Here is a 23,184-nt window from a genome sequence, read left to right on the forward strand (position 1 = left end):
AGATGATCTATGTTTTGGGAGGGGCGGGCGTTTTGTCCGCCCCTTCGTCCTCCGGCGCGACCACCAGCCGGAATTGCTTGAGGTTCACGATCGCGAGGTAGAAGCCCACCACGGTCAGCACGCTCGATCCCAGCACCGCAAAGCCGGCCCCCTGCGCGCCCTTCCAGTCGATCGCGAGTTGCAGCATCACCAGTGCAAGGATCGTCGGGAACAGCCGGACGAGGAAGGCGACATGGGCCTTGCCCGCCGAGATCAGCAGCGATTCGAGGCTCGCCCCCACCAGCTCGACTGCGCCCGCGATGCTGAGGATGATCATCGCCCAGTAGAACCCGGTGAACTTTTCGCCCGCGATCAGCGCCAGCCCCTGTTCGCCGAACAGGATCGCGGTCACCACCGCGGTCACCCCGGCAATCGCGGCGATGTTTGCCATGCGCCGCGCGATCTCCACGGCGCCGTCGCGCGATTGCACCAGTTCGGGCAGGATCGCCTTGGAGATCGTCTGCGCCAGTGCGATCAGCGCCACGCCGAGCTGGTTGGCGATGCGGAAACCACCCGCGAGGTAAGCCCCGCCAAAGGTGCCGACCAGCAGGATCATCACCTGCTTGCCCGCCACCGCAAGGCTGCCAGACATGTTGGTCGAAAGCACGAAGCGCCAGGCATCCTTATGCCGCGCCGGGATTGTGCGCAGGCTGATCGAGGCGAGGGTGACCGGTTGCACCCGCAAAGCGACGATCCACAGCGCAATCGCCGTGCCCACTTCCGAGGCCGCGAAGGCGAGGATGAAGCCGGTGACGTTGGGCATGTAGAGCCACGCCAGCCCGGCCCCGGTTGCGCGGATGATCGGCTGCACCGCCTCGGCCCAGGTCGCGCGGCCATATTCCGAATGGAGGCGCAGCATTCCCGTCGGCGTGGTGCGGATCGTCAGCAGCGAGATCACGCAATACCAGAAGGTCAGCCACATCAGATCGGGCGGCACGTCGAGCCATAGCGGCGCGGTCAGCACCAGCACGGCTGACGCCAGCGTGCCGACCGCCATCGACAGGAAATCGAGCGCCACCGCAAAGCCCGTCGCCTCCCGCGCACGGGCGATGTCGACGCCGGGATTGTCGGGATCGGCCCCCCAGCGCACGATGAACTGCCAGGTCTGGAAGCTCGAAAAGCCCGTCACCGCCTGCCCCAGTGCGATGATCAGCGCGAAATAGCCGAACCCGTCAGTGCCCAGCGTGCGCGCGGCGATGGCGAGATAGACGAGGCTGAGCACGGCGTTGAACCCGCGCCCGCCGAGCAGCCAGCCCATATTGGCGAAAACCCGCTTCATCGTTTGTCCGGGGCAGGCTCTAGCATTCAGCCGGGGAGGGCAGGGGCGGGTTTACCATGTCGCGGCGACGCTTAGCCGCAAATGGTGCATCCCGCCAAGCGCGGATGGCGCACGGAATGCAACAAATGCGCCGGGCCGAGCAGCCATGCAGCAACTGTCTGGTCTCACGCTATTTGGTTCCGGCAGGCTCGGTGGCCTCCGTTAGCACCCGCCGCTCGAACAGCCAGCTCATCATCTCGGTGCCCATCCACAGGGGGGCGAGCGGCGGCTGGATGTCGCGCTCCCACGCCATCATGCCCGTCAGCGTCCCCGAGGTGTGCGGCACGATCGGCGTCGCGGCGGCAAGCTCTGCATCGGCATAGGCCTCGTCGGCAGTGATGATCGTCCAGCCATCCTTGCGCAGTTCGGCGATGAGGTCCGCGATGAAGAGCGCGGCGAGATCGGTTTCGTGGAGCAGCATCACCTGCGGCGGAAGGCGGCCCAGGGTGCGCCGCGCGAGCGCTTCGTGATAGGCGATGCCGCTCATCTGCGATTGCAGGTAGAGCTTGCGCAGCGCCTTCATGTCCATTTGCCTACCGTCGCGCTTGGCATCAATGGTCAGCTGTTCGAGATGCCAGTCCGATCCGTCGGCGGTGACATAGCCATTTCGCAACCCGCGCGCCGCCAGACCCTCACGCAGCGCGTCGCGCCGGGCAAGATCGCGCCCGCCTTCGTCGAGATAGGGGAAGCGGAACCATGGGCGGTAGCCGGGGCGACCTGCCAGCCACGCCCCAGCGCGGTCGATGTCGGCGAGATAGGCGTCGGCTTCGGTCTGGCTAAGGCGGGTATGGTCGTGGCTGTGATTGGCGATCACGTGCCCGGCGGCGACATAGGCGGCGATCCGCGCCTCGCCGCCCGCGCCGTCGGGGTTGTCGAGCCGCCCGGTGGTGACGAAAAATGCCGCCTGCTCCACCCCCGCCTCGCGCAGCGCCGCGATCAGCCGCTGCGTGCGCTCGTCAGGCGTAAAGAACGCTCCCGCCTGACGCGGCACATCGTCGAAAGTCAGCGCGATGCGCTTGTCCTGCGCCGCCGCTGGGGTGGTCAGCGCGAGGATTGCCAGCCAAAAGGCCGCGAGGAGCCGTCGCAAACCCCTCACCCCATCGTCGGGATGACGAAAGCGTTCGACCCGTCGCCGCCGCCATCGGGCCAGCGCTGGGTGATCTTCTTGTTCTTGGTCCAGAACCTGAGGCCTTCGGTCCCGTACTGGTCGATGTCGCCAAAGCCCGAACGCTTCCACCCGCCGAAGCTGTGGTACGCGACCGGCACCGGGATCGGCACGTTGATTCCGACCATGCCGACATTCACCCGCGCGGCGAATTCGCGCGCGGCGTGGCCGTTGCGGGTGAAGATCGCGACGCCGTTGCCATACTGGTGCTCGCTGGGCAGGCGCACCGCCTCCTCAAAATCCTTTGCGCGCACGATCTGGAGCACCGGGCCGAAGATCTCCTCCTGATAGGACTTCATCTGCGGGGTCACGTGGTCGATCAGCGTCGGGCCGACGAAGAAGCCCTTCTCGTGCCCTTGCAGGGTGAAGCCGCGCCCGTCGACGACGATCTCCGCGCCTTCTTCTTCCGCGGTGGTGATCCACTGCTCGATCCGCGCCTTGTGCTCGGGCGTGACGACCGGGCCGTAGTCCGCTTCGGGGTCGTTGGAGACGCCGATGCGTAAGGCAGCAATCGACTTGAGCAGCTTTTCCTTGAGGCGTTCGGCCGTTTCCTCACCCACCGGCACTACCACCGGCAGCGCCATGCACCGCTCACCTGCCGAGCCGAAGGCTGCGCCGGTCAAGTCGGTGACGACCTGATCGAGGTCGGCATCGGGCAGCACGATCCCGTGGTTCTTCGCGCCTCCGAAGGCCTGCACGCGCTTGTTGTTGGCCGAGCCACGCGCATAGATATATTGGGCAATATCGGAAGAGCCGACGAAGCTGATCGCGGCGATATCGGGGTGGTCGATGATCGCGTCGACCATCTCCTTGTCGCCGTGCACCACCTGCAAGAGGCCTTCAGGTGCGCCCGCTTCGAGGAACAGTTCGGCCAGACGCACCGGCACGCTCGGATCGCGCTCCGAGGGCTTGAGAATGAAGGCGTTCCCCGCCGCGCAGGCCATGCCGAACATCCACATCGGGATCATCGCCGGGAAGTTGAACGGGGTGATCCCCGCGCCGATCCCGAGCGGCTGGCGCATCGAATAGACATCGATACCCGGCCCGGCGCCGTGGGTGTATTCGCCCTTCATGATCTGCGGGAGGCCGCAGGCATATTCGATCACCTCGAGGCCCCGCTGCACGTCCCCGCGCGCATCGGGGACGGTCTTGCCATGCTCGGATGAAAGCATTTCGGCCAGCGACTGCATGTTCGCCTCGACCAGTTCCTTGAAGGCGAACATCACCCGCGCGCGGCGCTGCGGGTTGGTGGCGGCCCAGCCGGGCTGCACCTTCTTGGCGGTCTCGACCGCGCGGGCGAGCAGCGCGGCATCGCCGAGCGCGACTTCAGCCTGCACTTCGCCGGTCGAGGGGTTCCAGATGGCATGCTTGCGCGTGGGCGGGGGGCTGTCGCCGACGATGAAATGGTCGATCTGACGCATTGCCTGAGTCATTGGGCGGGTCTCTCCTGTCTCTGCCGCCCCAATGCCCCCCGCGCGCGGCCCATGCAAGCCTTGCGGCTCCCCTCAAAAGTGCTGGCACAGGAGCGCGCGGCAGGGCACGGTGTGTGTGCGACGAGACGAGAGAGGGATGGATGATGGGCAGGGTTCAGGCAGGGCTGGCGATGCTTGCGGCAGCGTGGATGGCAAGCGGCGCGGCGGCGCAGGACGATGCGGGAATCCTGATCGCAGAAAGCCTGGAACTTGCGGCCACCGGCTACACCTTTACCGAGGGCCCGGCGTGGGACGGGGCCCAGCTGATCTTCAGCGACATTCCGGGCGATGCGGTGCATGTGCTGACGCCCGGAGAGGGCGCGGCGCAGGTGCTCTACCGCCCGTCCGCGAATGCCAACGGCCACACTTTCGACCTTCAAGACCGCCTCATCAATGCCGAACACGGCAGCGGCGCGGTGACCCGGTGGACGGCCGAGGGCGGTCGGCAGGTGATCGTTGCGGCCTTCGAGGGCAAGCGCCTCAACAGCCCCAATGACGTTGTGGTGCGCAGCGACGGGCTGATCCTTTTCACCGACCCGCCCTACGGCCTCGGCGAAAGGACAAGCGAGGTGGGCTTTTCGGGCGTTTTCGCGCTCGATGAGGTGACGGGCCGGATGGTGCTGATCGACGACCAGTTGAGCCGTCCCAACGGCCTCGCGCTCTCGCCCGACGAGAGCGTGCTCTATGTCGGTGACACCGCCACGCAGACGCTGTGGGCCTATGATCTCGCCGCCGACGGCACGGTTTCGGGCAAGCGGTTGGTGGTCGATGTGACCGACGAGAGCACGCCGGGGCGGGTCGACGGGGTGCGCGTCGATACTGAAGGCCGCGTCTATATCACCTGCCCGGGCGGCATCTGCGTGGTCGATCCTGCGCGGCGCGAGGTGATCGAGCGGCTGGCCACCCCCAAGCGCGCGACCAACCTCGCCTGGGGCGGAGCGGACTTGTCGGAGCTTTACATCACCGCGCTGACCGACGTGTATCGGGTGAAGACCCGCGCGCAGGGCACGGGATCTTCGAGCCGCTAATCCGACGGGATCAGCGTGATTGCGGTCTGCCGCCCGTCGATGAAGCGCACGGTCTCGCCGTCGAAGAACGCATCTTCCTCGGTGCGGAAATCGACCCGCTGGCCGCCCCATTCGGGCACGTTGGCGTAAGAGGTGAGCTCGATCGACCAAGCGGTGTTCGCCCGGATCGGGCCGCTCCCGCGCGGATCGGCGTTCTGGTTGTCCCAGAAGCCGATGGCGGGCCCCGCGCCGTGGCCGTGGTGGCCGATGGGGTGGGTGTAGATTGAGGGATCGAGCCCCACAGCCATACTATCGGCGCGCGCCTTGGCCAGCGCGTCGTTGCCGCTGATGCCGATCTTGAAGGCGCGGGTGAGGAAATCCTGCACTCTGTTCGAATTCGCAAGCCCCGCGCGCAGGCCCGCCGGGGCCTCGGTCTCGCCAGGCTTCAGCACATAGGCGAGGTGCTGGGTGTCGGTGTTGAGCCGCAGATAGGTGATCCCGAAGTCGGTCCACAGCAGATCGCCCGGCTGGATCACCTCGTCACCCTCGATCATGCCTTTCACCCCATGCCGCTGGATTGCGACCGAGGGGTGGAACCAAGGGGTGAGGCCAAGCTGCATCAGACGGTCGCGATACCACCATTGCACCTCTTCGGCGGTGGTCACGCCGGGGGTGATCACCTTCCTCGAAAAGGCCTCGCCGATCACCGAATGGGCGATGCGCACGATGGTGGGATAAAGCTCCATCTCGGACGGCAGACGCGTTTCGAGCCAGCGGATCGCCAGCCCCTCGCCGCTGGTGACGCGCTCGTGCATCGTGGGCGGCAGCGCGGTCATGAAGCGATCATATTGGCTCAGCGTCATCCCGTCCGCGAACTGGTAGAGATCGCTGGAGTTAATCGCGATCCTGGCCGGATCGCGCGCCGCGATCAGATCGGCCACCGCCTGCCATTGGTCGGGCTGCGCATCGGGGTTCCAGGCCGGTTCGAACAGCCCGCCGAGACCATAGCGGCTGACCGTCAGCCGCTCGATCGGCTTGCCTTCGCCCGGATCGTGGAAGATCAGGATCGTCCGCCGCCGCGCGTGCATGTTCTCGGCATCGAGCATGGTGGCGACCACCGGTTCCTCGAAATATTCGCGCGCCATCAGCAGCCACAGGTCCACGCCCTCGGCGCGCATGATCTGCGGGATGATGGTGTCGAGCCGCTCCCGCAAAATGCGGTTTTCGAGCTCGGCGCGTTCGCGCGGGGCGAGGATTGCGGGCAGGGCGGGGGCGGCGACCTCGGTCTCGCTCAGCGTCAGAGGCGCATCGGCGAGGGCCGGAGTGGCCGCCAGCAAGGCTGCCAGCGAAAGGAAATGCCGCGCGGTCATGTTGATCCCCTGTCCGTTGTGCACAGACAGTGGCGCGGCAGGCTCGCGGGATCAAGCGGGCTTATTCGCTTCCGTCGTCGAACCCGATCCGCTCCGCCGCCGCGCCCGACATGATGAAGCCGATCGGGCGTTCGGTCTCTTCCTGAAGATGGGCGATAAGGCTGGCGGTGCGGGCGAGCAGCGAAATGCCCTTGAGCGCCGCTAGTGGGAAGCCCGCGTCGAGCATCACCGCAGGGATCGCGCCGTTGACATTGATCGGGAGCGCGCGGCCGATGGCTTCGGGCAGGACGGCCTCGATGGTGCGCAGCATGGTGATGTGCTTGCCTTCCATTCCATGCTGCTTGGCGAGCGCCAGCAGGCGGTGCGCGCGCGGATCGCCGCCCGAGTGCTGCGGGTGGCCGAAGCCGGGGATCGCCTTCTTCTCGGCCCGCAGCGCCTTGATCGCAGTGATCGCGGTGGCGGAGGCATCACCGCCCTCGGCATCGGCGACGACCTGCGCGTAGAACTTGCCCGCCACCTCGGCGCTGCCCAGCACCACAGAACCGCAGCCGAGCAATCCGGCGGCGACTGCACCATGAAACGCCTCGGGCGCGGCGGCATAGGTCATGCGAGTGGCGACCACGCTCGGCACCAGCCCATGCTCGGCAATCGCGCAGAGCACGGCGTCGGCCAGCGCCTTTTGCGGCGGGCTGGGCATCGTGCCGGTCACCAGCAGCCAGAAATAGGAGGTGAAGTCGACATGGCCGATCACCTCGCTACACAGGTCAAGCCCGCGCACGGTTATGGTCGTGGCGTCGGAGGTGCATATCGCAGTGGTTGCGTTGTCTTGCTTGCCGATGCGCACGGTCATTCCCTTTCGATAATCGAAGTTGATTTCGGTATGCGAAGAATGTAGCGTTGGAGCTCATATGTGGCAAGCCGATTGGGCAAGCAGACGGGATCAGAGCGATGACAGCAAAGCCCCTCGCAGGCGTTACCGTGCTCGAAATGGGCACCTTCATCACCGGGCCCGCCGCCGGGATGCTGCTGGCCGACATGGGCGCGGATGTCATCAAGGTCGAGCAGCCGGGCACGGGCGATCCCTTCCGCAGCTTCAAGGGCGAACTCTACTCGCCGCACTTCCAGACCTATAACCGCAACAAGCGCTCGATCACGATCGACCCCAAGAACCCCGATGATCTGGCCGTGCTGGACCAGCTGGTCGAAACCGCCGATGTCTTCATCCAGAACTTCCGCCCCGGCGTGGCGGACCGGCTGAAGGTCAATGCGGCGCGCCTCCAGAGCATCAACCCGCGCCTCGTCTATGCCTCAATCTCGGGCTTCGGCGCGGAAGGCCCGGAGCGTGACCGCCCCGCTTTCGACACCGTCGCACAGGCCGCCAGCGGCTTCCTGCGGCTGCTGGTCAATCCCGAGCACCCCCGCGTCGTCGGCCCCGCCATCGCCGATGCCATGACCGGCTTCTACACCGCGCTGGGCATCCTCGCCGCGCTCAACGAACGCCACGTGACGGACAAGGGCCGGGTGGTCGAAACCTCGATGTTCGAGGCGATGTGCCACTTCAATCTCGACGATTTCACCCACCTGCTTTCCGCCGATCAGGTGATGGGGCCTTACTCGCGCCCCCACGTCAGCCAGAGCTACGTGTTCCAGTGCGCGGACGGCAAGTGGCTCGCGCTGCACATGTCCTCGCCGCCCAAGTTCTGGGAAAACCTCGCCACGGCGGTGGGCGTGCCCGACATGCTGGAGCGCCCCGAATTCGCCAGCCGCGAGGCGCGGATCGCGCATTACGAGGATGTCGTCGCCTTCCTCGCCCCGATCTTCGCCACAAAGACCCGCGCCGACTGGACTGAGACCCTGACCCGGCTAGAAGTCCCCAATTCGCCGGTCTACGACACCACCGAAGTGCTCGAGACCGAGCAGGCCAAGGTGCTCGGCATCGAAGTCACCGACCCGGAAGGCCCCAAGGGCCCGTTCCGCACCATCCGCTTCCCGCTCACCTTCGATGGCGAACGGATGGACAGCGTCACCGCGCCGCCCCTATTGGGGGCAGACGATGCGGCGATCCGCCGCTCCATCGAAAGGCCGGTGCATGGGATCCGCAGGGGCTGAAGCCACGATCAGGGAGGCGGGGAAAGACCCCGAGTTCCTGTCCACACTCGAACGGGGCCTGCGTGTCCTCAAGGCCTTCGACGAGGATCATCCCGAGATGACCCTCTCCGAAGTGGCGGCCAAGACCAGCCTGCCCCCGGCGGTGGCGCGGCGGTGCCTGATCACGCTGGTGGAGCTGGGCTATGTCGGCCAGCACGAGCGCAAGTTCCTGCTGCGTCCGGCGGTGCTGACGATCGGATCGGCCTTCCTCGCCTCGATGCAGATCGAACAGGTCGTGCTGCCGCCCTTGCAGGCGTTGCGCGACCAGACCGGCGACAGCGCCAGCCTGGCGGTGCTGTCGGGGGCGGAAATCCTCTATGTCGCCCACGTCTCGACCGACCGGCGGTTTCGGGTGGCCGCGGGGGTAGGCACGCGCTTTCCCTTCCACGCCACCTCGCTGGGCAAGGCACTGGCGGCCTTTCTGCCGGAGGACGAGCGCGCCGCGCTGGTGGCAGCCGCGCCGTTCCAGCGCTTCACCGAACGCACCGTTACCGAAGGCGCGGCGCTGGCCGAGCGGCTGGGCCTGATCGCCGAGCGTGGCTACGATTCCGCGCTCGACGAGCTCGATTACGGCATCGTCTCGGTCGCGGTGCCGATCTTCGGACGCGGCGGGCGGGTGATCGCGAGCATCAACTGCTCAACCTCCACCACCCGCATCTCGCAGGACGAGCTGGTGCGCACCCGCCTGCCGCTGCTGCGCCAGGCGGCGGGCGAGATCGAGGCATCGCTGAAACGCTGGCCTGCGCTGGAGGCGAGCTTGCGGCCCTGATATCGGTCAGGCTGGCTGGCGATCGGCTGAACATTCTGATTTGGCCAAAGCTTTTGCCAGATTGCGTCCGCCTGTGATATCGCTCTGGCCGCAATGGAAGTGGTCACTCAGAAAGATCTCGTGCAGGCCTTCGCGGCCCGTGGCTGGCGGATTTCCTATGATGAAACCAGCCAGCCGTCAGCCGAACTGCGGCTGGGGGACCGGGTGCTGGTGTCGCTCCTGACCAAGCGCTCTCCCAATTCGCCGTTCTACACCGCCGGATGGATCACGACCGACGCGTTGAGCATTGCCTATACTGTCATGCTTCATCCCCGAAAGCGCCGGGCGGAATCCACGCCTCTCGTCAGTTCGCCGTACATTGAGATCAATCGTCCGGTTGCCTCTGATGAGGATATTGATGGCGTCTGTGCGACATGGATGGACTGGGCGCGTGAGGTTGATCTGGACGCAGGGATTGCTGCGCTGCTGGACAAGGACGCCAATGGCCGGGGCGACATGCCCGCGCGGCATCTTGCGGCGCTGGCGGTGACGGGCAATCTCGAAGTGCTCGAAACCTACAGGCAGGCCTTTGCGCAAGGCGACCGTCTGGGGTTCGTGCCCTACATCATGGCCGACCATATCATCGCCGCGCTCGGCTTTGCAGAGCGCCGCCGTGCCGAGCCGGACTGGCTGCCGCGTTCGCCCAGATTGCGGGTCTAGACCGCGGCTCTGCCATTGCAGGACGTCCCCGACAGGGCGACCTAACCCACCACAAGTCCGCCCCCAAGCCTATCCGGCACGGCCAAAGCCATGCCTGTGCCCTGCCTCGTATCGCCCCGGCGTTGCCTTCGCGCCACACAAACGGATTTTCGCATATCGAAGTTGACTTCGCATTGCGAATTTCCTAACCCGCTGTCGGGAGGGATCGCCACAAGAGCGACGCGTGAACGCGCGCCCACAGGGGAGAGATGTATGAAGTTTTCGGGCATGAGCCGCGCCGCGCGCCCCATCGTCAGCACCGTCGTCAGCACCGGCGCGCTGGCCGCCGCCACCCTTGCCGCCACGCCGCTCGCGGCGCAGGAGGCTCCGGCGGAAGAAGCTGCCATCGATGAAGGCATCGTCGTCACCGGCCTGCGCCGCAGCGAGACGTTGCAGGACACCCCCGTCGCCGTCACAGCCTTCGATTCGCAGGCGATCGAGAACGCGGGGATCGAGCGTCCGGCGGATTTCATCGCGCTGACGCCCAACGTGAACCTCGTCGAGACCCAGAACGCGGGCAATGCCTTCGTCATCATCCGCGGCATCACCCAGAACCGCAATTCCGAGCCCAGCGTCGCGGTGATCGTCGACGGGGTGCAGCAGGTGAACCCCGCGCAGTTCAATCAGGATCTGTTCGACATCGACCAGATCGAAGTGCTGAAAGGTCCCCAGGGCGGCCTCTATGGACGCAACGCCATCGGCGGCGCGATCATCATCAACACCAAGCAGCCGACCGACGAATTCTCCGGCAATATCACCGCCGGGATCGACAATGGCTTCGGCTACTTCCTGCGCGGCGGGATCAGCGGGCCGCTGGCCGAGGGCGTGAAGTTTCGCGTCGCCGGATCGTGGTATGACACCGACGGCTTCATCCCCAATACGTTCCTCGGCGAAGATGCCGACCCGGTGCAGGACTTCAGCTTGCGCGGCAACCTTCTGATCGAGGCGAGCGACCAGCTGACCTTCGACCTGCGCGCCAGTGTCAACCAGCTGCGCACGCAGGGGCTCTATTACAACATCGTCGCCGACGTGAACGACATCGCCGATGTCGAGGTCAACAATCCCGGCCAGAACGACCGCGACATCTACAATGTCGCGCTGAAGGTCGAGTTCGAAGGCGACAATGCGACCTTCACCTCGGTGTCGTCCTACGACACGCTCAAGGAAGTGCTGACCGGCGACGCCTTCGACTTCAAGCCGATCCCCGAAAGCTTCTTCTTCAACCTGTTCGAGAGCATCTTCGGCCCCGGCAACGGCTTCGACCTCAACCAGAGCCAGTATCTCAATGTGAAGGCCTTCAGTCAGGAAGTGCGCCTTGCCTCGCCCGAGAATGGCAGCCCGTTCAACTGGATGGTCGGCGCCTACCTGATCGATACCGATCGCTTCATCTCGACCGGCAACATGATCGACACCGGCAACGGCGTGTTCCCGGTGTTCCGCAGCCCTTCGACCAACCCGCAGAACCCGCAGTTCAGCTTCCTGTCCGACGGGCAGGACAACTTCGCCTGGGCGGTGTTCCTCAACGCAGGTTATGAGCTGTCGCCCGAATTCCGGGTCGATGCTTCGCTGCGCTACGACCGTGACCGCCGCCGCCAGACCACGCTGACCCCGCAGGCCTTCCTGCCGGTGGTGCCCGGCGTGCCGCAGGCGCAAAGCGGCGAGGTGCGCACCGCGGTGTTCGACGACTGGCAGCCCAAGCTGACCCTGACCTGGGAGCCGAGCCCCGACCTCACCATCTATGGCGGCTATTCCCGCGGTTTCCGCTCGGGCGGCTTCAACCAGACCGGCGTCGGCGCGGAGGCGGTGAACAACGGCATCGTCGGCGTGGGCGACATCTTCCAGGCCGAAACCGCCGACACCTTCGAGATTGGCGCCAAGGCCCAGCTCGGCCCGGTGCGGCTGGCGGGCGCGGCCTATACGACCAAGTCGGAGAATTCCTATTTCTTCGTCTTCCTCGCTGCCTCGTCCACCCAGAACCTCGGCAATATCCCCGAGACCCGGATCAACGGCTTCGAGCTTGAGGGGAGCGCGGAAATCCTGCCCGATTTCGATATCAACGCCGCGATCGGCTTCACCGACAGCGAGATCAAGGCCTTCCCCGATGCAAGCGTGATCGGCAATGAGGCTCCGCAGATCAGCCGCTATACCATCAACCTCGGCGCGCAATATGCGGGCAATGTGAGCGACGGCGTCGATGCGTTGCTGCGGGTCGATTACCGCCGGATCGGCAAGACCTGGTGGGAGCCGTTCAACACCACCGTCCGCCAGCCCGTCGATCTGGTCGACGCGCGCGCGGGGCTGAAGTTCGACAACGGCATGTCGGTCACCGCCTTCGCGCAGAACCTGTTCGACGAAACCTACAACGCCGAATTCTCCCCCGGCGGCTTCGTGTTCCGGGCGCGGCCGGCGCGGTACGGGATCGAATTCGGCTACAAATTCTGAGGGTTGATGCGATGACCAAGGTGCTGGTGCTCTACTATTCGAGCTATGGTCATATCGAGGCGATGGCCGATGCGGTGGCCGAGGGCGCGGCCAGCGTCCCCGGCACCGAGGTCAGTCTCAAGCGCGTCCCCGAACTGGTGCCGGAGGCGGTGGCGGCGGCTTCAGGAATGAAGACCGACCAGCGCGCTCCGATTGCGACCCCGGACGAGCTGGCGGATTACGACGCCATCATCTTCGGCACACCCACGCGCTTCGGCAACATGGCGGCGCAGATGCGCAACTTCCTCGACCAGACCGGGCCCTTGTGGTTCCAGAAGAAGCTGGTGGGGAAGGTTGGGAGCGTGTTCGTCTCCACCGCCAGCCAGCACGGCGGGCAGGAGACCACGATCACCTCGTTCCACACCACGCTGCTGCATCACGGCATGGTGATCGTCGGCCTGCCCTATACCTTTGAAGGCAATGCCGAGATGGGCGAGATCAGCGGCGGCACCCCCTATGGCGCGAGCACGCTTGCGGGTAATGACGGCAGCCGGATGCCGAGCGACAACGAGTTGGCCGGCGCGCGCTTTCAGGGCGCGCACGTCGCCAAACTCGCTGCCAAGCTGGCCGCCTGAGTTTCGACTGGACTGACGGAGAGAGCACGATGACCCAGAAAATTCTCGCCAACCGCCTCCACCACACCGCCTACGTCACCAAGGACCTCGAAGCCACCCGCGCCTTCTACGAGGACGTGCTCGGCTTCCCTCTGATGGCGACCTATTGCGAGAAGGACGAACTGTTCGGCAAGGAGCGCACCTATTGCCACGTGTTCTTCGAACTCGCCGACGGCAGCGCACTGGCCTTTTTCCAGTTCGCCGATCCCGAGGATCAGGCCGAATTCGGGCCCGACATCCCCTCCAGCCCCTTCATCCACATCGCGCTCCATGTCGACCGCGACGGGCAGGCCGAGCTTGAGCGCCGCATCGCTGCCGCCGGGATCGTGGAGCCGCAGACCTATGTGCTCGAACATGGCTACTGCAAGTCGCTCTATGTCACCGATCCCAACGGCATGATCCTCGAATTCACCCATGATGATGAACGCGCCGCGCCGCTGGATGCCGAGCGTCGCGCTGCCGCCCATGCCGAGCTCAAGCGCTGGCTGGCGGGGGATCACCGCAACAACAACCCGTTCCGCGCCGAAGAAGCTGCCTGATTGCCGGCGATGGGGGCGCATGCGTTGATGACTGCCCCCTCTGCTGGCGACGCGGTTTGCTATGGTGAGGTCGCCGTCGATGGCGGCCGCCTGCCGATTGCCGTGGCGGGGGAGGGGGCGCCGCTGATCCTGCTTCACGGCTGGACGCTTGATCACCGCATGTGGGCCCCGCAGTTCGAGGGCCTCGCGGGCGATTTCCTCTGCGTCGCCCCTGACCGGCGCGGTTGCGGGCGCGCCACCGCGCCGCCCGATCTGGCCGAGGAGGCTGCTGACGTCATCGCCATTGCCGATGCCTTGGGGTTCGAGCGGTTCGCGCTGCTCGGCCTGTCGCGCGGGGCGACCGTCGCGCTGGATGTGGCGCGGCGCTACGGATCGCGCCTGACCGCTCTCATCGTCTCGGGCGCGCCCTTGCCCGTGCTGGTGCCGCGCGACGAGGTGATCGATCTGGAGCGCTTCCGGGCGCTCGCGGCGGCAGGCGATCTGGAGCGGCTGCGTGCTGAATGGTCGCGCCATCCGCTAATGCAGACCCACACGCCCTCCGCCCGCGCGCTGATGCGCGAGATTCTCGCCGATTACGACGCGCGCGATCTGGCCGCTCCGGGCGAGGCCCCCGGCTTGCCGCACGAAAGTTTGCGGCTGCTTCCCATGCCGGTCCTCAGCATGACCGGGGAGCATGACACCCCTTGGCGGCGGGCCTGCGCGCGCGCGCTCGCCGAGGTCGCACCGCGCGCCCGGGCTATCGAAATCCCCGCAGCGGGCCATCTCGCCAATGCCGACAACCCGGCCGCCTTCAACGCCGAAGTCGCCCGCTTCCTCCATTCCTGCACATCGCTCCAGCCAAGGCCTGCCCCATGACCGACAAGCGTTTTCTCACCACTCACGTCGGCAGTCTGCCGCGCCCCGAGGCGTTGCTCGACCTCGTCTTCGCGCGCGAAAGTGGGGAGATCGTCTCCGAAGCCGATTTCGATGCCGCGGTGGAAGAGGCGACCGCCCATGTCATCCGCCGCCAGATCAAAGCGGGGGTGAGCATCGTCAACGATGGCGAGCAGTCCAAGCCCTCCTACGCCACCTATATCAAGCACCGCCTGTCGGGCTTCGGCGGCAAGGCGGGGGAGTATGAATTCGCCGACCTCGAAGCCTTTCCCGGTGCCAAGGCGCAGGTGTTCGGCAACAAGGGCCGCGCCAAGCGCTCGGCCCCGGCCTGCATCGCCGCGATCGAGGTGATCGACATGGAAGCGCCCCGCATCGATGCGGAGCGACTGAAGCGCCTCGCCAATGGCCACGCCACCTTCATGTCCGCCGCCTCGCCCGGCGTCACCGCGCTGTTCTTCCCCAACCAGTATTATGCGAGCGACGAGGAATATGTCTTCGCCCTCGCCGAAGGCCTGCGCCACGAATACGAAACCATCGCGGCCGCCGGGATCACCTTGCAGGTCGATTGCCCCGACCTCGCGATGGGCCGCCATGTGCAGTTCACCCACCTTTCGACCGAAGAATTCCGCAAGCGCATCGGCATGAACATCGCCGCGCTCAATCACGCGGTGCAGAATATTCCCGCCGAGCAGCTGCGGATGCACCTGTGCTGGGGGAACTATCCGGGGCCGCACCATTGCGACGTGGCGCTCGATGAAATCGCCGACATCGTCTGGAGCGCCAAGCCGCAGACCGTGCTGCTCGAAGGCGCAAACCCGCGCCACGCGCATGAATTCGCCTTTTTCGAAAAGCACCCGCTGCCCGAGGGCAAAATCCTCTGTCCCGGCATGGTCGAGCCGCAGTCGCCCTATATCGAGCATCCCGAGCTGATCGCCCAGCGCATCGGCCGCTATGCCGATCTGCTTGGGCCTGGCCGCGTGATGGCAGGCGTCGATTGCGGCTTCTCGGTCCATGCGGGCAGCAATGCACTTGATCCCGAGATCGTCTGGGCCAAGCTCGCCGCGCTTGCCGAAGGGGCGGAGATCGCCAGCGCCAAGTATTTCTGACGCGCCGTACCCGGCCTCTCCGCTTGCCGCAGGCGGGGCAGGGGCGCTAGACGGGGCGGCGATGGACGCAACACCCCGCCCGATCGCCGTGCAGGCCCTGCTGGTGCAGGACGGCACAGTCAGTGAAATCGGGCCGGGCGAGGTCGCGACCTTCGCAGGCCCCGGCTTCGTCTGGCTCCACGCCGAAGGCGTCGGCCACGGCGACAGCATGGACCTGCCCGGCTACGTCCCGCCCATGGCCGCCAACGCGCTGATGGCGAGCGAGACCCGCCCGCGCTGCGACGATGTCGATGATGGCGCGCTGATCAACCTGCGCGGCACGGCCTTCGATACGATGCAGGATTCGGACGGCCTCGTCTCGATCCGCGTCTGGGTCGAAGGGCACAGGGTGACCTCGGTGAGCCGCCACCGCCTCGCCGCGCTCTCCAAGGTCGAAAGCGCGATGCGCGCAGGCAGGATCACTGATGGCGGCGATTTCGTGGCCACGCTGGCGCAGGCGATCTCGGTGCAGCTCGATCCGGAGGTCGCCGCGCTGGGCGACACGCTCGACGATTGCGAGGGGATGCTCGACGGCGGCGACATCTACAAGCTGCGGCGCGAGATTGCCGCGATCCGCTCGCAGGCGATCGTGCTGCGGCGCTTCGTCGCGCCCGATCGCGATGCGCTGACCGCGATGGCGCAGCTCGAATTCGACTGGATCAGCCGGGAAGACCGGATGCATCTGCGCGAGGCGGCGGACCGCTTCGCGCGCATGGCCGAGGAACTGGAGGCGGTGCGCGAGCGCGCGGCGCTGCTGCACGAACAGCTGACCGATCTGCGCGCCGAGATGATCGACCAGCGCAGCCTCGCCATCGCGGTGACAGCCTTCATCTTTCTGCCGCTGACCTTCGTGACCGGCCTGCTCGGCATGAATGTCGAAGGCATCCCCTTTGCGCGCAGCCCCTGGGCTTTCTGGGGCGTAATCGCCTTCTGCATCGCGACCGGCCTCGCGGTGATGGCGTGGTTCGCCTGGCGGCACTGGCTCGACGACTGACCGCCGCCGCGCAATCGCATATTGACCAGCCCCAAGGAATCGTGGCAAGCGCCGCGCCGCGTCAGACAGCATGGCCAAGGCCATCGCGATGATGCGGGTGTAGCTCAATGGTAGAGCAGAAGCTTCCCAAGCTTACGACGAGGGTTCGATTCCCTTCACCCGCTCCAGCGCCGCCTTCCCGAACAGCTCCCGAAAATCTATAAAACCCTTGGAAATCTGAGGGATTTAGGCTCTCGGTCGTCCGGGATTGTCCCTCTTCATCCCGCTGCATCCGGCGTTGCCGGCAGCCATTCCGGGGGATCGGGACAAGCGGGAATGACCGCGCGGCCCCCTCTGTGGGGGCCATGAGACCGGAAGGAGCACAACTCCGGCAATCGAATCCAAAATGCGACGAAACTGACAAAATCTATTTGTCGAAATCTGATCGGTAAAACAGCCAATCCATTGAATTAATGGGGTTGGACAATTTTACGCCAGCAATAATCGTCAGGGCCGGTGCTGCAGCGCGACGGCAGATGAACCACAAAAAACCGACTCCGATTATTGATGGATTTGCTATATGGTAATCAAGGCTGGTGAGGGAGCCATTGTTTGGTTTCAATTCCAGCAAGGCAAAATTGCTTTTGGGGGGGGGGAATCAACATGACATGGATTTTGAGCAGTCTCGATGGTCAGGTCGCCATCAGTTTTGATGCAGATGGCAACGGTGGCGTGTCGGGCACGATGACTGTTGCTGGCACTCAATACAACGTAACGGGGAGCTGGGTCGCATCCTACTCAATTTCCAACCGTTTATATTCGGTCTTCAGAGTCTCGGGGAATCAACCGAACGCTGACGGAAGCTATGTTTCCGCAGCCGGCCGAATGGACGGTCCGGGAGATTCCCCGTGGGGCCTTCAGATATCCGGTGCCACATCCAATACCACGAATAGCAACGTGCCAACCTTCAATGAATACCTTCTGCCCGTTGCGGTAGACAACGCAAGTCTGGTGCAGACTGCATTTGGCCAGTCAGGCTGCATCATTGTGATTGATGCCAATTCTGATGTGCTATCTTGCACGGCCTGTTACATTCAGGGACAATCTGTCAGCACTGCCGGGATTGTTTCCGGGAACGACCCGGCCATCATCCAGATTCCGCAGGCGGCACCTGTCGGCGTCCCGGTTTCAATCGTTTTCGGCGCTCCGATTGCGCACTTCGCTGTTCCGCCTTTGGCAGAAGGGCATCACCAGATCTATCGGGTGTTGATGGACTCCAGTGGCCAAGCGCCTTCCAACACGGTCGGGTTGGTGCTCGAATACTACAATGGTGCTGATGGCGTGGCGAGGAGCGAAACCCAGGTGATCTACTTCAACGATAGCCATGGCCATCTTTCGCCGAGGAACCACACCAGCATAATGATCCGTCCTTCTTCATTATGAAGCAGGGTTGGATTTGATTGCTCTATGCGCAGACAACCCCGCGCGCCAACGGTGTGCGGGGTTGTTCTGACCGCAATCGCAGTTGGTCGACAAGCAGTCGTCCAGCCGGGTCCACTATCTTGTCAATCGCCCCATACAGCGATGCGAGTGTCGCAGCCGCGGCGCCCCAGCTCGCTTTGGCGGCAGCCATATCTCCGGCAAGTGCGCCGGCATCGCCGCGCATCAACTGGCTACGGCTAGTCGCGAGGGCAAGCTTTCGGTCATCCGGATAGGCAGTCCGCAATTTTTCGAGCCGCCGCGCTTCCGCCGCAACCGGCTCCAACGCGGACTGGCAAGCTGCGCCGGTCAAAGCTCGCGCCCGTGCGGCGTAGCTTGTTAGCCGCGCGTTACCGAGCAGATTCCCGTTCCAATTGATGACCGATGGTTCATCGGCCACAAGTTTCTCTGCCAATCGCATCGCTCGATTGGCCGCATCTTCCGACGCTTCAGCATTTTTGCTTTGCAGCTCTGCCAGCGCGAGTGTCAGGGCTGCGCCTGCCGCATCTTCGACCATGACGAAATTTCCGGGATCGGCGGCCAGCGATTTCTCCGCCTGTGCCGAGGCATCGCGGGCAACCGCAAGTGCAGCCCCCACATTGTTCTGAAGCAACAACGCCTCAGCCGCCTTAATCTTGCTTACGGTCATTGCCGACGCCGCGACCTGATCGCCGTCATCGTCATCCAGCATCCGGCCATAGACGCGCTGCTCCTCGCTGCGCAGCTGCTTGGCGTCAGCAAATTTGCCGAGCCGCTCAGCAGCCTGCGCCGCCCAGGCCAGGGTAATTGCAAAATCCATCCAACCGACGTGCGTGCGATCATCCATGCGGATCGTCTTCCGCTTGATCGCAATTGCCTTGTCGAAATTCACCCTTGCTTGCGCGACTTGATTTTTCTGCAACTGAACCACGCCCAGATTGCCCAGCGCTGTGCCGTGTTCGGCCATCCATTCATCGTTCTGGCCCACATCGGTCACCAAATGAGTGGTCAGATCAACGGCCTGCTGCATCATATCTTCGGCGATCTGCAACCGGCCCCGCTGGAACGATACGTTGCCCAGGCCTTGGAGCGCGAATGCCTGTTCGAGAATGCGATCGGGATTGTCGGGATCACGCTTCAGCAATTCGCCCGACGCCGCGATCGACTGACGAAGCAGTTCGAGCGACTGGCTTGAACGGCCGCGGTCTGCTTCGATGTCCGCCAACAGCTTGAGCACGCGAGAACGGCGCGCCAGCGCCTCATCATCCATCGCATATTTGCCTTGCACGGCATAAAAAGCGGTAGCCCGATCGGCGATGCTGCCCAGGACCTCGATCTGGACCTTCGGCTGGAGGTTCGTGCGCAAGTCATCAATCATGAATTCGACCAAACCTTCGGCCTGTCCACGCTGGATCTGCGCCTCGTTCCGCGCCTCGATTGCGAACCATGTCAGCCCGCTCATCACGGCCGTCAGCGAGAGCGATGCCCCGACGACGATACGGGTTTGGATGGTCCGGCGGCGTTCATCGCGCCTGGCCAGTTGGTCCAGTCCGACGCCGAGCATCGCTGCTGCCAACTTCAGCTTGGCGCGGCGTTTGCCATCGCCGCTGTCACGTGCATCGGCTGCGAGCGGATTATCCTCGAGCTCGTCAGAGATGGAGAGGTCCGCCAGGACCTTGTGTGTCAAGGCAGCGGGGAAACACTCAGCTTCAGCACTGCCCGGTTCGCCATCGACGATAAGCGCGATGATGCGAGTGGGATCGCGGTGCGTCTTGAACCAGGCGATTTCGTGATTGACCCACCGTGACTGCGCAGAGCGCGGCGAGCAGACCACGATCAGGAACTCGGAACTTGCAAGCGCTGCTTCAACCGCAGCGTTTATGCTCGCCCCGGCTGCTTCTTCTTCTCGGTCCTTGAAGAGCGGATTGAGCCGCGCTGCGACCGGTCCATACGCACCGTCTGTTCCAACCAAGGCCTTGGGCGTGCGGTAAGTCTCCAGCGCATTGTGCAACCAGTTACCCCAGGCGGCATCGGCCCAGCTGTAACTGATGAAGCCCCTGTAGCGGAAGTCGGTCATATCGCTCCGATCTGGCTATTCTTGCCTCTAACGCCCAAGACAATATCATCACGCACCTGGTAGGGACGAGCGTAGGCCGTTTTGACAAAAGACTTCAACCATAGATTCGGCTCTGATTCTTGAGCTTCCTCAAAATGCGCTCGTTGAGATTGCGATTCCTCTGGCGGCAATATTCGGAAAGATTGACACTAAGTGCCAAATCTGTCGGCTTTTTCGTAAACGATCGCTGTCATAGCCTCAGCTACCAACTGTGCCTCTGACGTGGCGACGGTGCTGTGCGGCGGGGTCTCTTCAGTGGTGAAATCGGATATCGCGCCCTTTGTTAGAGCGTAGCCAAGTGGGCGGCCCTGATTGTCTGGTCGGGCGGGGATTTTGGTCTGAGCGATGCCATTGCCCTACCTCAATTGGAGAATTTTCACGGCCAACCTGTCGGCGCGGAAACCAGACATCGATGGCTGTTTTGCTGCGCAAGCTAGTGTCCGCAATGCGGTCGCTTCCCGAATGTCGGGTTTTGGGAAACGAACCTCGAATAGCCGCCATTCATAGCCTGAGGAGGTCATTGGCGGCTGCCGACCCAGACGCAGTCGTTCACGAGAGCCAGATTGAACGGCCGATACTGCGAGAAGCCGCCACACAGCTTCCAGAACCGCGCATCGGCCCCACTTGTGACCGGAGCTGGGTGGAAATCGGACATGGACGTCGGTAGAAAGCCCGCCATGTCAGGCGACGCAGTTTGTGAGATATGCGGTGCGAGCAACCTACAGATGGTCGTGCGACACGGAAGCTATGTCTTGACCTGTAAGGCATGTGGCTCCGGCCCCGCGACTAGCTTTGTCGCCATCGCCCCGCACCTCACCGGCCATTATCGAGCGGCGATCATAGACGATGATTGGCACGAGATTGAACCTGTTGGTGAAGGGCGTGGCCCTGACTTCATGGAAACCGTTAGCCGGGCAGCACGATCGGGCGCCAAAGTGCTGATCACGCCGCTGGCCAGCTAAGGTCTGCAATCCGGCCGCTTCCTGAACGCCAAGAATTTTACCGAAGCGGCCCGAAGCCGCCATTCACGGCCAGAGCATGCCGGTGGCAGCTCCCGACCCAGCTTCGGTCCTTCACGATCCTCAGGACGAATGTCCAATTTCGCCTGAAATCGACACATCGCATTCGAGAATAGGCTTCGCCCCGCTGATGGCTGTATATGGATAAAGCACTGAACAACAGGAATTTCCCCGTCGGCAAGTGATTTCGAAGCCTCCACTGTGATCGAAACGCTCACCGCCGAGCCGACGGGGCCGCGTGGTCAGTTAACCCGTAAATTCCCTAATCGGTTATTCCCGCGACCAGCGCAAAAATTTTACGAAGATGAAGAGCCCTCGGCCGCGCTTTCGTCCGGCTTGTCGAGAGGAACGCGCCGGACAAAAAAGACCAGTACCACGGCAAAGGCTGTCAGCACGCCGATCAACATCCACGCATCGTTGACGGCGTCGACCAGGGCTTGTCTTTCCACCAGGGGACGGATCAATTCCTCGGTGAACTCGTCGGGCGGTGTGCCGATCTGTTCGATGAAAGCGTCGCGGGGTATCCCGATCCTCACTGCGGTTTCGATATTCCCGGCCACCAACTCGTCGACGATTTTCGCCCCGTAGGTCGCGGCGCGGCTGAAAATCGTGGTGTCTATCAATGCCAGCCCGATAGCCCCGCCAAGATTGCGCATCAGATTGAACAGACCGCTGCCGTCCGCCACCAGTTCGGGTGATAGCCTGCCCAAGGCCATTCGCGTGGGGGGCAGCAGGCAGAACATGGTCGCCACGCCGCGCACAACCTGCGGCCAGAACATTTCGGCATAGTCGGTTTGGGCCGTCTGCGTGGTGCTCATCAGCAGGCCGACCGCGAACAGCACGAAGCCGAACACGGTCAGCGTGCGCGCACCGACCCGCTGCTCCAGATACACTGCGACAGGGGCCGTTATGAGCTGAGCGATGCCGGTGACGAGCATGATCTCGCCAATTCGGAGCGCGTCATGTTCGCGCACGAGGCCCAGAAAGAAGGGCATGAGATAGGTCGACCCGAACAATCCCATCCCGAGGATGAAGCTCAAGGCGCAACCGATCGCGAAGTTGCGATCCCTGAAGCATCGCAATTCGACAAGCGGTTCCGACGCACGCACCGTGCGCCAGACGAACCACGCCGCGCACAAGGCGAAACCCGCAAGCAGCGCAGCCACGCCCGGAGACAGCCAGCCGTCGGTCGGGGCATCCTTCAGTCCGATCTGCAAGGCGGTCAGACCCACCGCCAGAAGGGCCAACGCGGCCATATCGACTGACCGTGCGAAGCGCGTATTGCTGGCCGCAGAGCGAAGGGTAACAGCAGCCCCGACCGCGGCCAAAATGCCCGGCAGGATGTTGATGCGAAACAGCCAGTGCCAGGAATAGGTCTCGGTAATCCAGCCACCGACGATCGGGCCCACGGTTGGCGCAAAGACGGCGGCAACTCCCGCGATGGTCGTCGCAATGCCTTGCGAGCGCACCGGAAACAGCAGGAACACGGCAGAGAAAACCGCCGGGATCAGGGTGCCCCCGGCAAAGCCCTGAATGATCCGCCAGATGATCAGCGACGTGAAAGTCTGGCTTTCGGAGCAGCCGATCGATGCAATGGTGAAAACCGTGACTGCCGAAACGAACAGCCAGCGCATGCCCAGCTTTGCGGTCAGAAACCCGGTGAGGGGAATCGCCACGATCTCGGCGGTGAGGTAGGCGGTCTGGATCCAGATCATCTGGTCGGTGTCGATAGCCAAGGCGTTCTGGATCGTCGGCAGCGATGTTGCGACGATCTGGATGTCGAGGATCGCCATGAACATGCCGATGCACATGAACAGGAAGCCGGCCCATGTCCGCAGGGTTGCCTCGGGTGTTTCGGTTGTGTTCATCGGATGTCCGGTAGCCGAAGAGGGTGGCGGTGACTAAAGGAAACTGGCGTCCGCATTCGGGCCAGCATCGTA

Annotated in this window: 19 protein-coding genes and 1 tRNA gene; 12 read left to right on the top strand and 8 right to left on the bottom strand. The window is 64.1% G+C overall.

The features are described 5' to 3' along the window. Positions 1-7: 7 nt before the first annotated feature. The 3 genes from BZF59_RS12705 to BZF59_RS12715 all read right to left on the bottom strand — a co-directional run bounded on the left by BZF59_RS12705 (position 8) and on the right by BZF59_RS12715 (position 3,943). Entirely contained in the window at positions 8-1,318 is a 1,311-nt protein-coding gene (locus BZF59_RS12705; RefSeq protein WP_086608633.1) for a lipopolysaccharide biosynthesis protein, read from the bottom strand. Positions 1,319-1,487: 169 nt separating this feature from the next. Further along, positions 1,488-2,444, bottom strand: a complete 957-nt coding sequence (locus BZF59_RS12710; RefSeq protein WP_086608634.1) for a polysaccharide deacetylase family protein — start codon at positions 2,442-2,444, stop codon at positions 1,488-1,490. Positions 2,445-2,449: 5 nt separating this feature from the next. Next, on the bottom strand, positions 2,450-3,943 hold the full coding sequence (locus BZF59_RS12715) for a CoA-acylating methylmalonate-semialdehyde dehydrogenase (protein WP_086609197.1): 1,494 nt from the start codon (positions 3,941-3,943) through the stop codon (positions 2,450-2,452). 152 nt (positions 3,944-4,095) lie between these two features. On the opposite strand from BZF59_RS12715, the gene BZF59_RS12720 reads away from it, so the two are divergent. Next, positions 4,096-5,022 (top strand): SMP-30/gluconolactonase/LRE family protein, encoded by a 927-nt coding sequence (locus BZF59_RS12720; protein ID WP_086608635.1) that lies wholly within the window; start codon positions 4,096-4,098, stop codon positions 5,020-5,022. On the opposite strand, the gene BZF59_RS12725 is transcribed toward BZF59_RS12720, so the two are convergent. Together BZF59_RS12725 and BZF59_RS12730 are read right to left on the bottom strand one after the other, a co-directional pair. Beyond that, a complete protein-coding gene (locus BZF59_RS12725; RefSeq protein WP_086609198.1) occupies positions 5,019-6,371 on the bottom strand; it encodes a M24 family metallopeptidase in 1,353 nt (450 codons plus the stop codon). The two genes, BZF59_RS12720 and BZF59_RS12725, sit on opposite strands and share 4 nt — an antisense overlap. 61 nt (positions 6,372-6,432) lie before the next feature. Next, positions 6,433-7,221, bottom strand: a complete 789-nt coding sequence (locus BZF59_RS12730) for a citryl-CoA lyase (RefSeq protein ID WP_245806147.1) — start codon at positions 7,219-7,221, stop codon at positions 6,433-6,435. Positions 7,222-7,319: 98 nt separating this feature from the next. Here BZF59_RS12730 and BZF59_RS12735 point away from each other — a divergent pair, with 98 nt between their 5' ends. The 11 genes from BZF59_RS12735 (at position 7,320) to BZF59_RS16100 (ending at position 18,094) form a co-directional block, all read left to right on the top strand. Then, on the top strand, positions 7,320-8,480 hold the full coding sequence (locus BZF59_RS12735) for a CaiB/BaiF CoA transferase family protein (protein ID WP_086608636.1): 1,161 nt from the start codon (positions 7,320-7,322) through the stop codon (positions 8,478-8,480). Further along, positions 8,461-9,288, top strand: coding sequence for an IclR family transcriptional regulator domain-containing protein (locus tag BZF59_RS12740; protein WP_086608637.1), 828 nt, complete (start codon positions 8,461-8,463; stop codon positions 9,286-9,288). Before BZF59_RS12735 ends, BZF59_RS12740 begins: the two co-directional genes overlap by 20 nt. 93 nt (positions 9,289-9,381) lie before the next feature. Next, positions 9,382-9,987 (top strand): DUF6990 domain-containing protein, encoded by a 606-nt coding sequence (locus BZF59_RS12745; RefSeq protein WP_086608638.1) that lies wholly within the window; start codon positions 9,382-9,384, stop codon positions 9,985-9,987. A 252-nt stretch (positions 9,988-10,239) separates the two neighbouring features. Next, the gene (locus BZF59_RS12750) at positions 10,240-12,468 is read left to right on the top strand and encodes a TonB-dependent receptor (RefSeq protein WP_245806148.1); all 2,229 of its coding nucleotides are present in this window, start codon (positions 10,240-10,242) and stop codon (positions 12,466-12,468) included. 11 nt (positions 12,469-12,479) lie between these two features. Beyond that, positions 12,480-13,082 (top strand): NAD(P)H:quinone oxidoreductase, encoded by a 603-nt coding sequence (gene wrbA, locus BZF59_RS12755; RefSeq protein WP_086608639.1) that lies wholly within the window; start codon positions 12,480-12,482, stop codon positions 13,080-13,082. Between the two features lie 29 nt (positions 13,083-13,111). Further along, positions 13,112-13,660: a VOC family protein gene (locus tag BZF59_RS12760; protein ID WP_086608640.1), complete on the top strand. Its 549-nt coding sequence runs from the start codon at positions 13,112-13,114 to the stop codon at positions 13,658-13,660. A gap of 27 nt (positions 13,661-13,687) precedes the next feature. After that, positions 13,688-14,515 carry an alpha/beta fold hydrolase gene (locus BZF59_RS12765; protein WP_158094320.1) on the top strand — a complete coding sequence of 276 codons (828 nt, stop codon included), beginning with the start codon at positions 13,688-13,690 and terminating at the stop codon, positions 14,513-14,515. Next, complete coding sequence (locus BZF59_RS12770) at positions 14,512-15,639, top strand: cobalamin-independent methionine synthase II family protein (RefSeq protein ID WP_086608642.1); 1,128 nt, start codon at positions 14,512-14,514, stop codon at positions 15,637-15,639. The genes BZF59_RS12765 and BZF59_RS12770 overlap by 4 nt, the downstream gene beginning before the upstream one ends. 61 nt (positions 15,640-15,700) lie before the next feature. Further along, on the top strand, positions 15,701-16,672 hold the full coding sequence (locus BZF59_RS12775; protein ID WP_211277398.1) for a zinc transporter ZntB: 972 nt from the start codon (positions 15,701-15,703) through the stop codon (positions 16,670-16,672). A 93-nt stretch (positions 16,673-16,765) separates the two neighbouring features. Beyond that, positions 16,766-16,839: transfer RNA gene (locus tag BZF59_RS12780), tRNA-Gly, on the top strand. A gap of 475 nt (positions 16,840-17,314) precedes the next feature. Next, entirely contained in the window at positions 17,315-18,094 is a 780-nt protein-coding gene (locus tag BZF59_RS16100) for a hypothetical protein (RefSeq protein ID WP_143738169.1), read from the top strand. Positions 18,095-18,116: 22 nt separating this feature from the next. On the opposite strand, the gene BZF59_RS12785 is transcribed toward BZF59_RS16100, so the two are convergent. The 3 genes from BZF59_RS12785 to BZF59_RS12790 all read right to left on the bottom strand — a co-directional run bounded on the left by BZF59_RS12785 (position 18,117) and on the right by BZF59_RS12790 (position 23,112). Then, positions 18,117-20,186 carry a toll/interleukin-1 receptor domain-containing protein gene (locus BZF59_RS12785; RefSeq protein WP_086608643.1) on the bottom strand — a complete coding sequence of 690 codons (2,070 nt, stop codon included), beginning with the start codon at positions 20,184-20,186 and terminating at the stop codon, positions 18,117-18,119. A gap of 556 nt (positions 20,187-20,742) precedes the next feature. Continuing rightward, a complete protein-coding gene (locus tag BZF59_RS16255; protein WP_158094321.1) occupies positions 20,743-20,880 on the bottom strand; it encodes a hypothetical protein in 138 nt (45 codons plus the stop codon). Between the two features lie 660 nt (positions 20,881-21,540). Beyond that, entirely contained in the window at positions 21,541-23,112 is a 1,572-nt protein-coding gene (locus BZF59_RS12790) for a DHA2 family efflux MFS transporter permease subunit (protein ID WP_086608644.1), read from the bottom strand. Between the last annotated feature and the right edge of the window lie 72 nt (positions 23,113-23,184).

It is taken from the genome of Erythrobacter donghaensis (assembly GCF_002155425.1).
GTDB lineage: Bacteria > Pseudomonadota > Alphaproteobacteria > Sphingomonadales > Sphingomonadaceae > Erythrobacter > Erythrobacter donghaensis.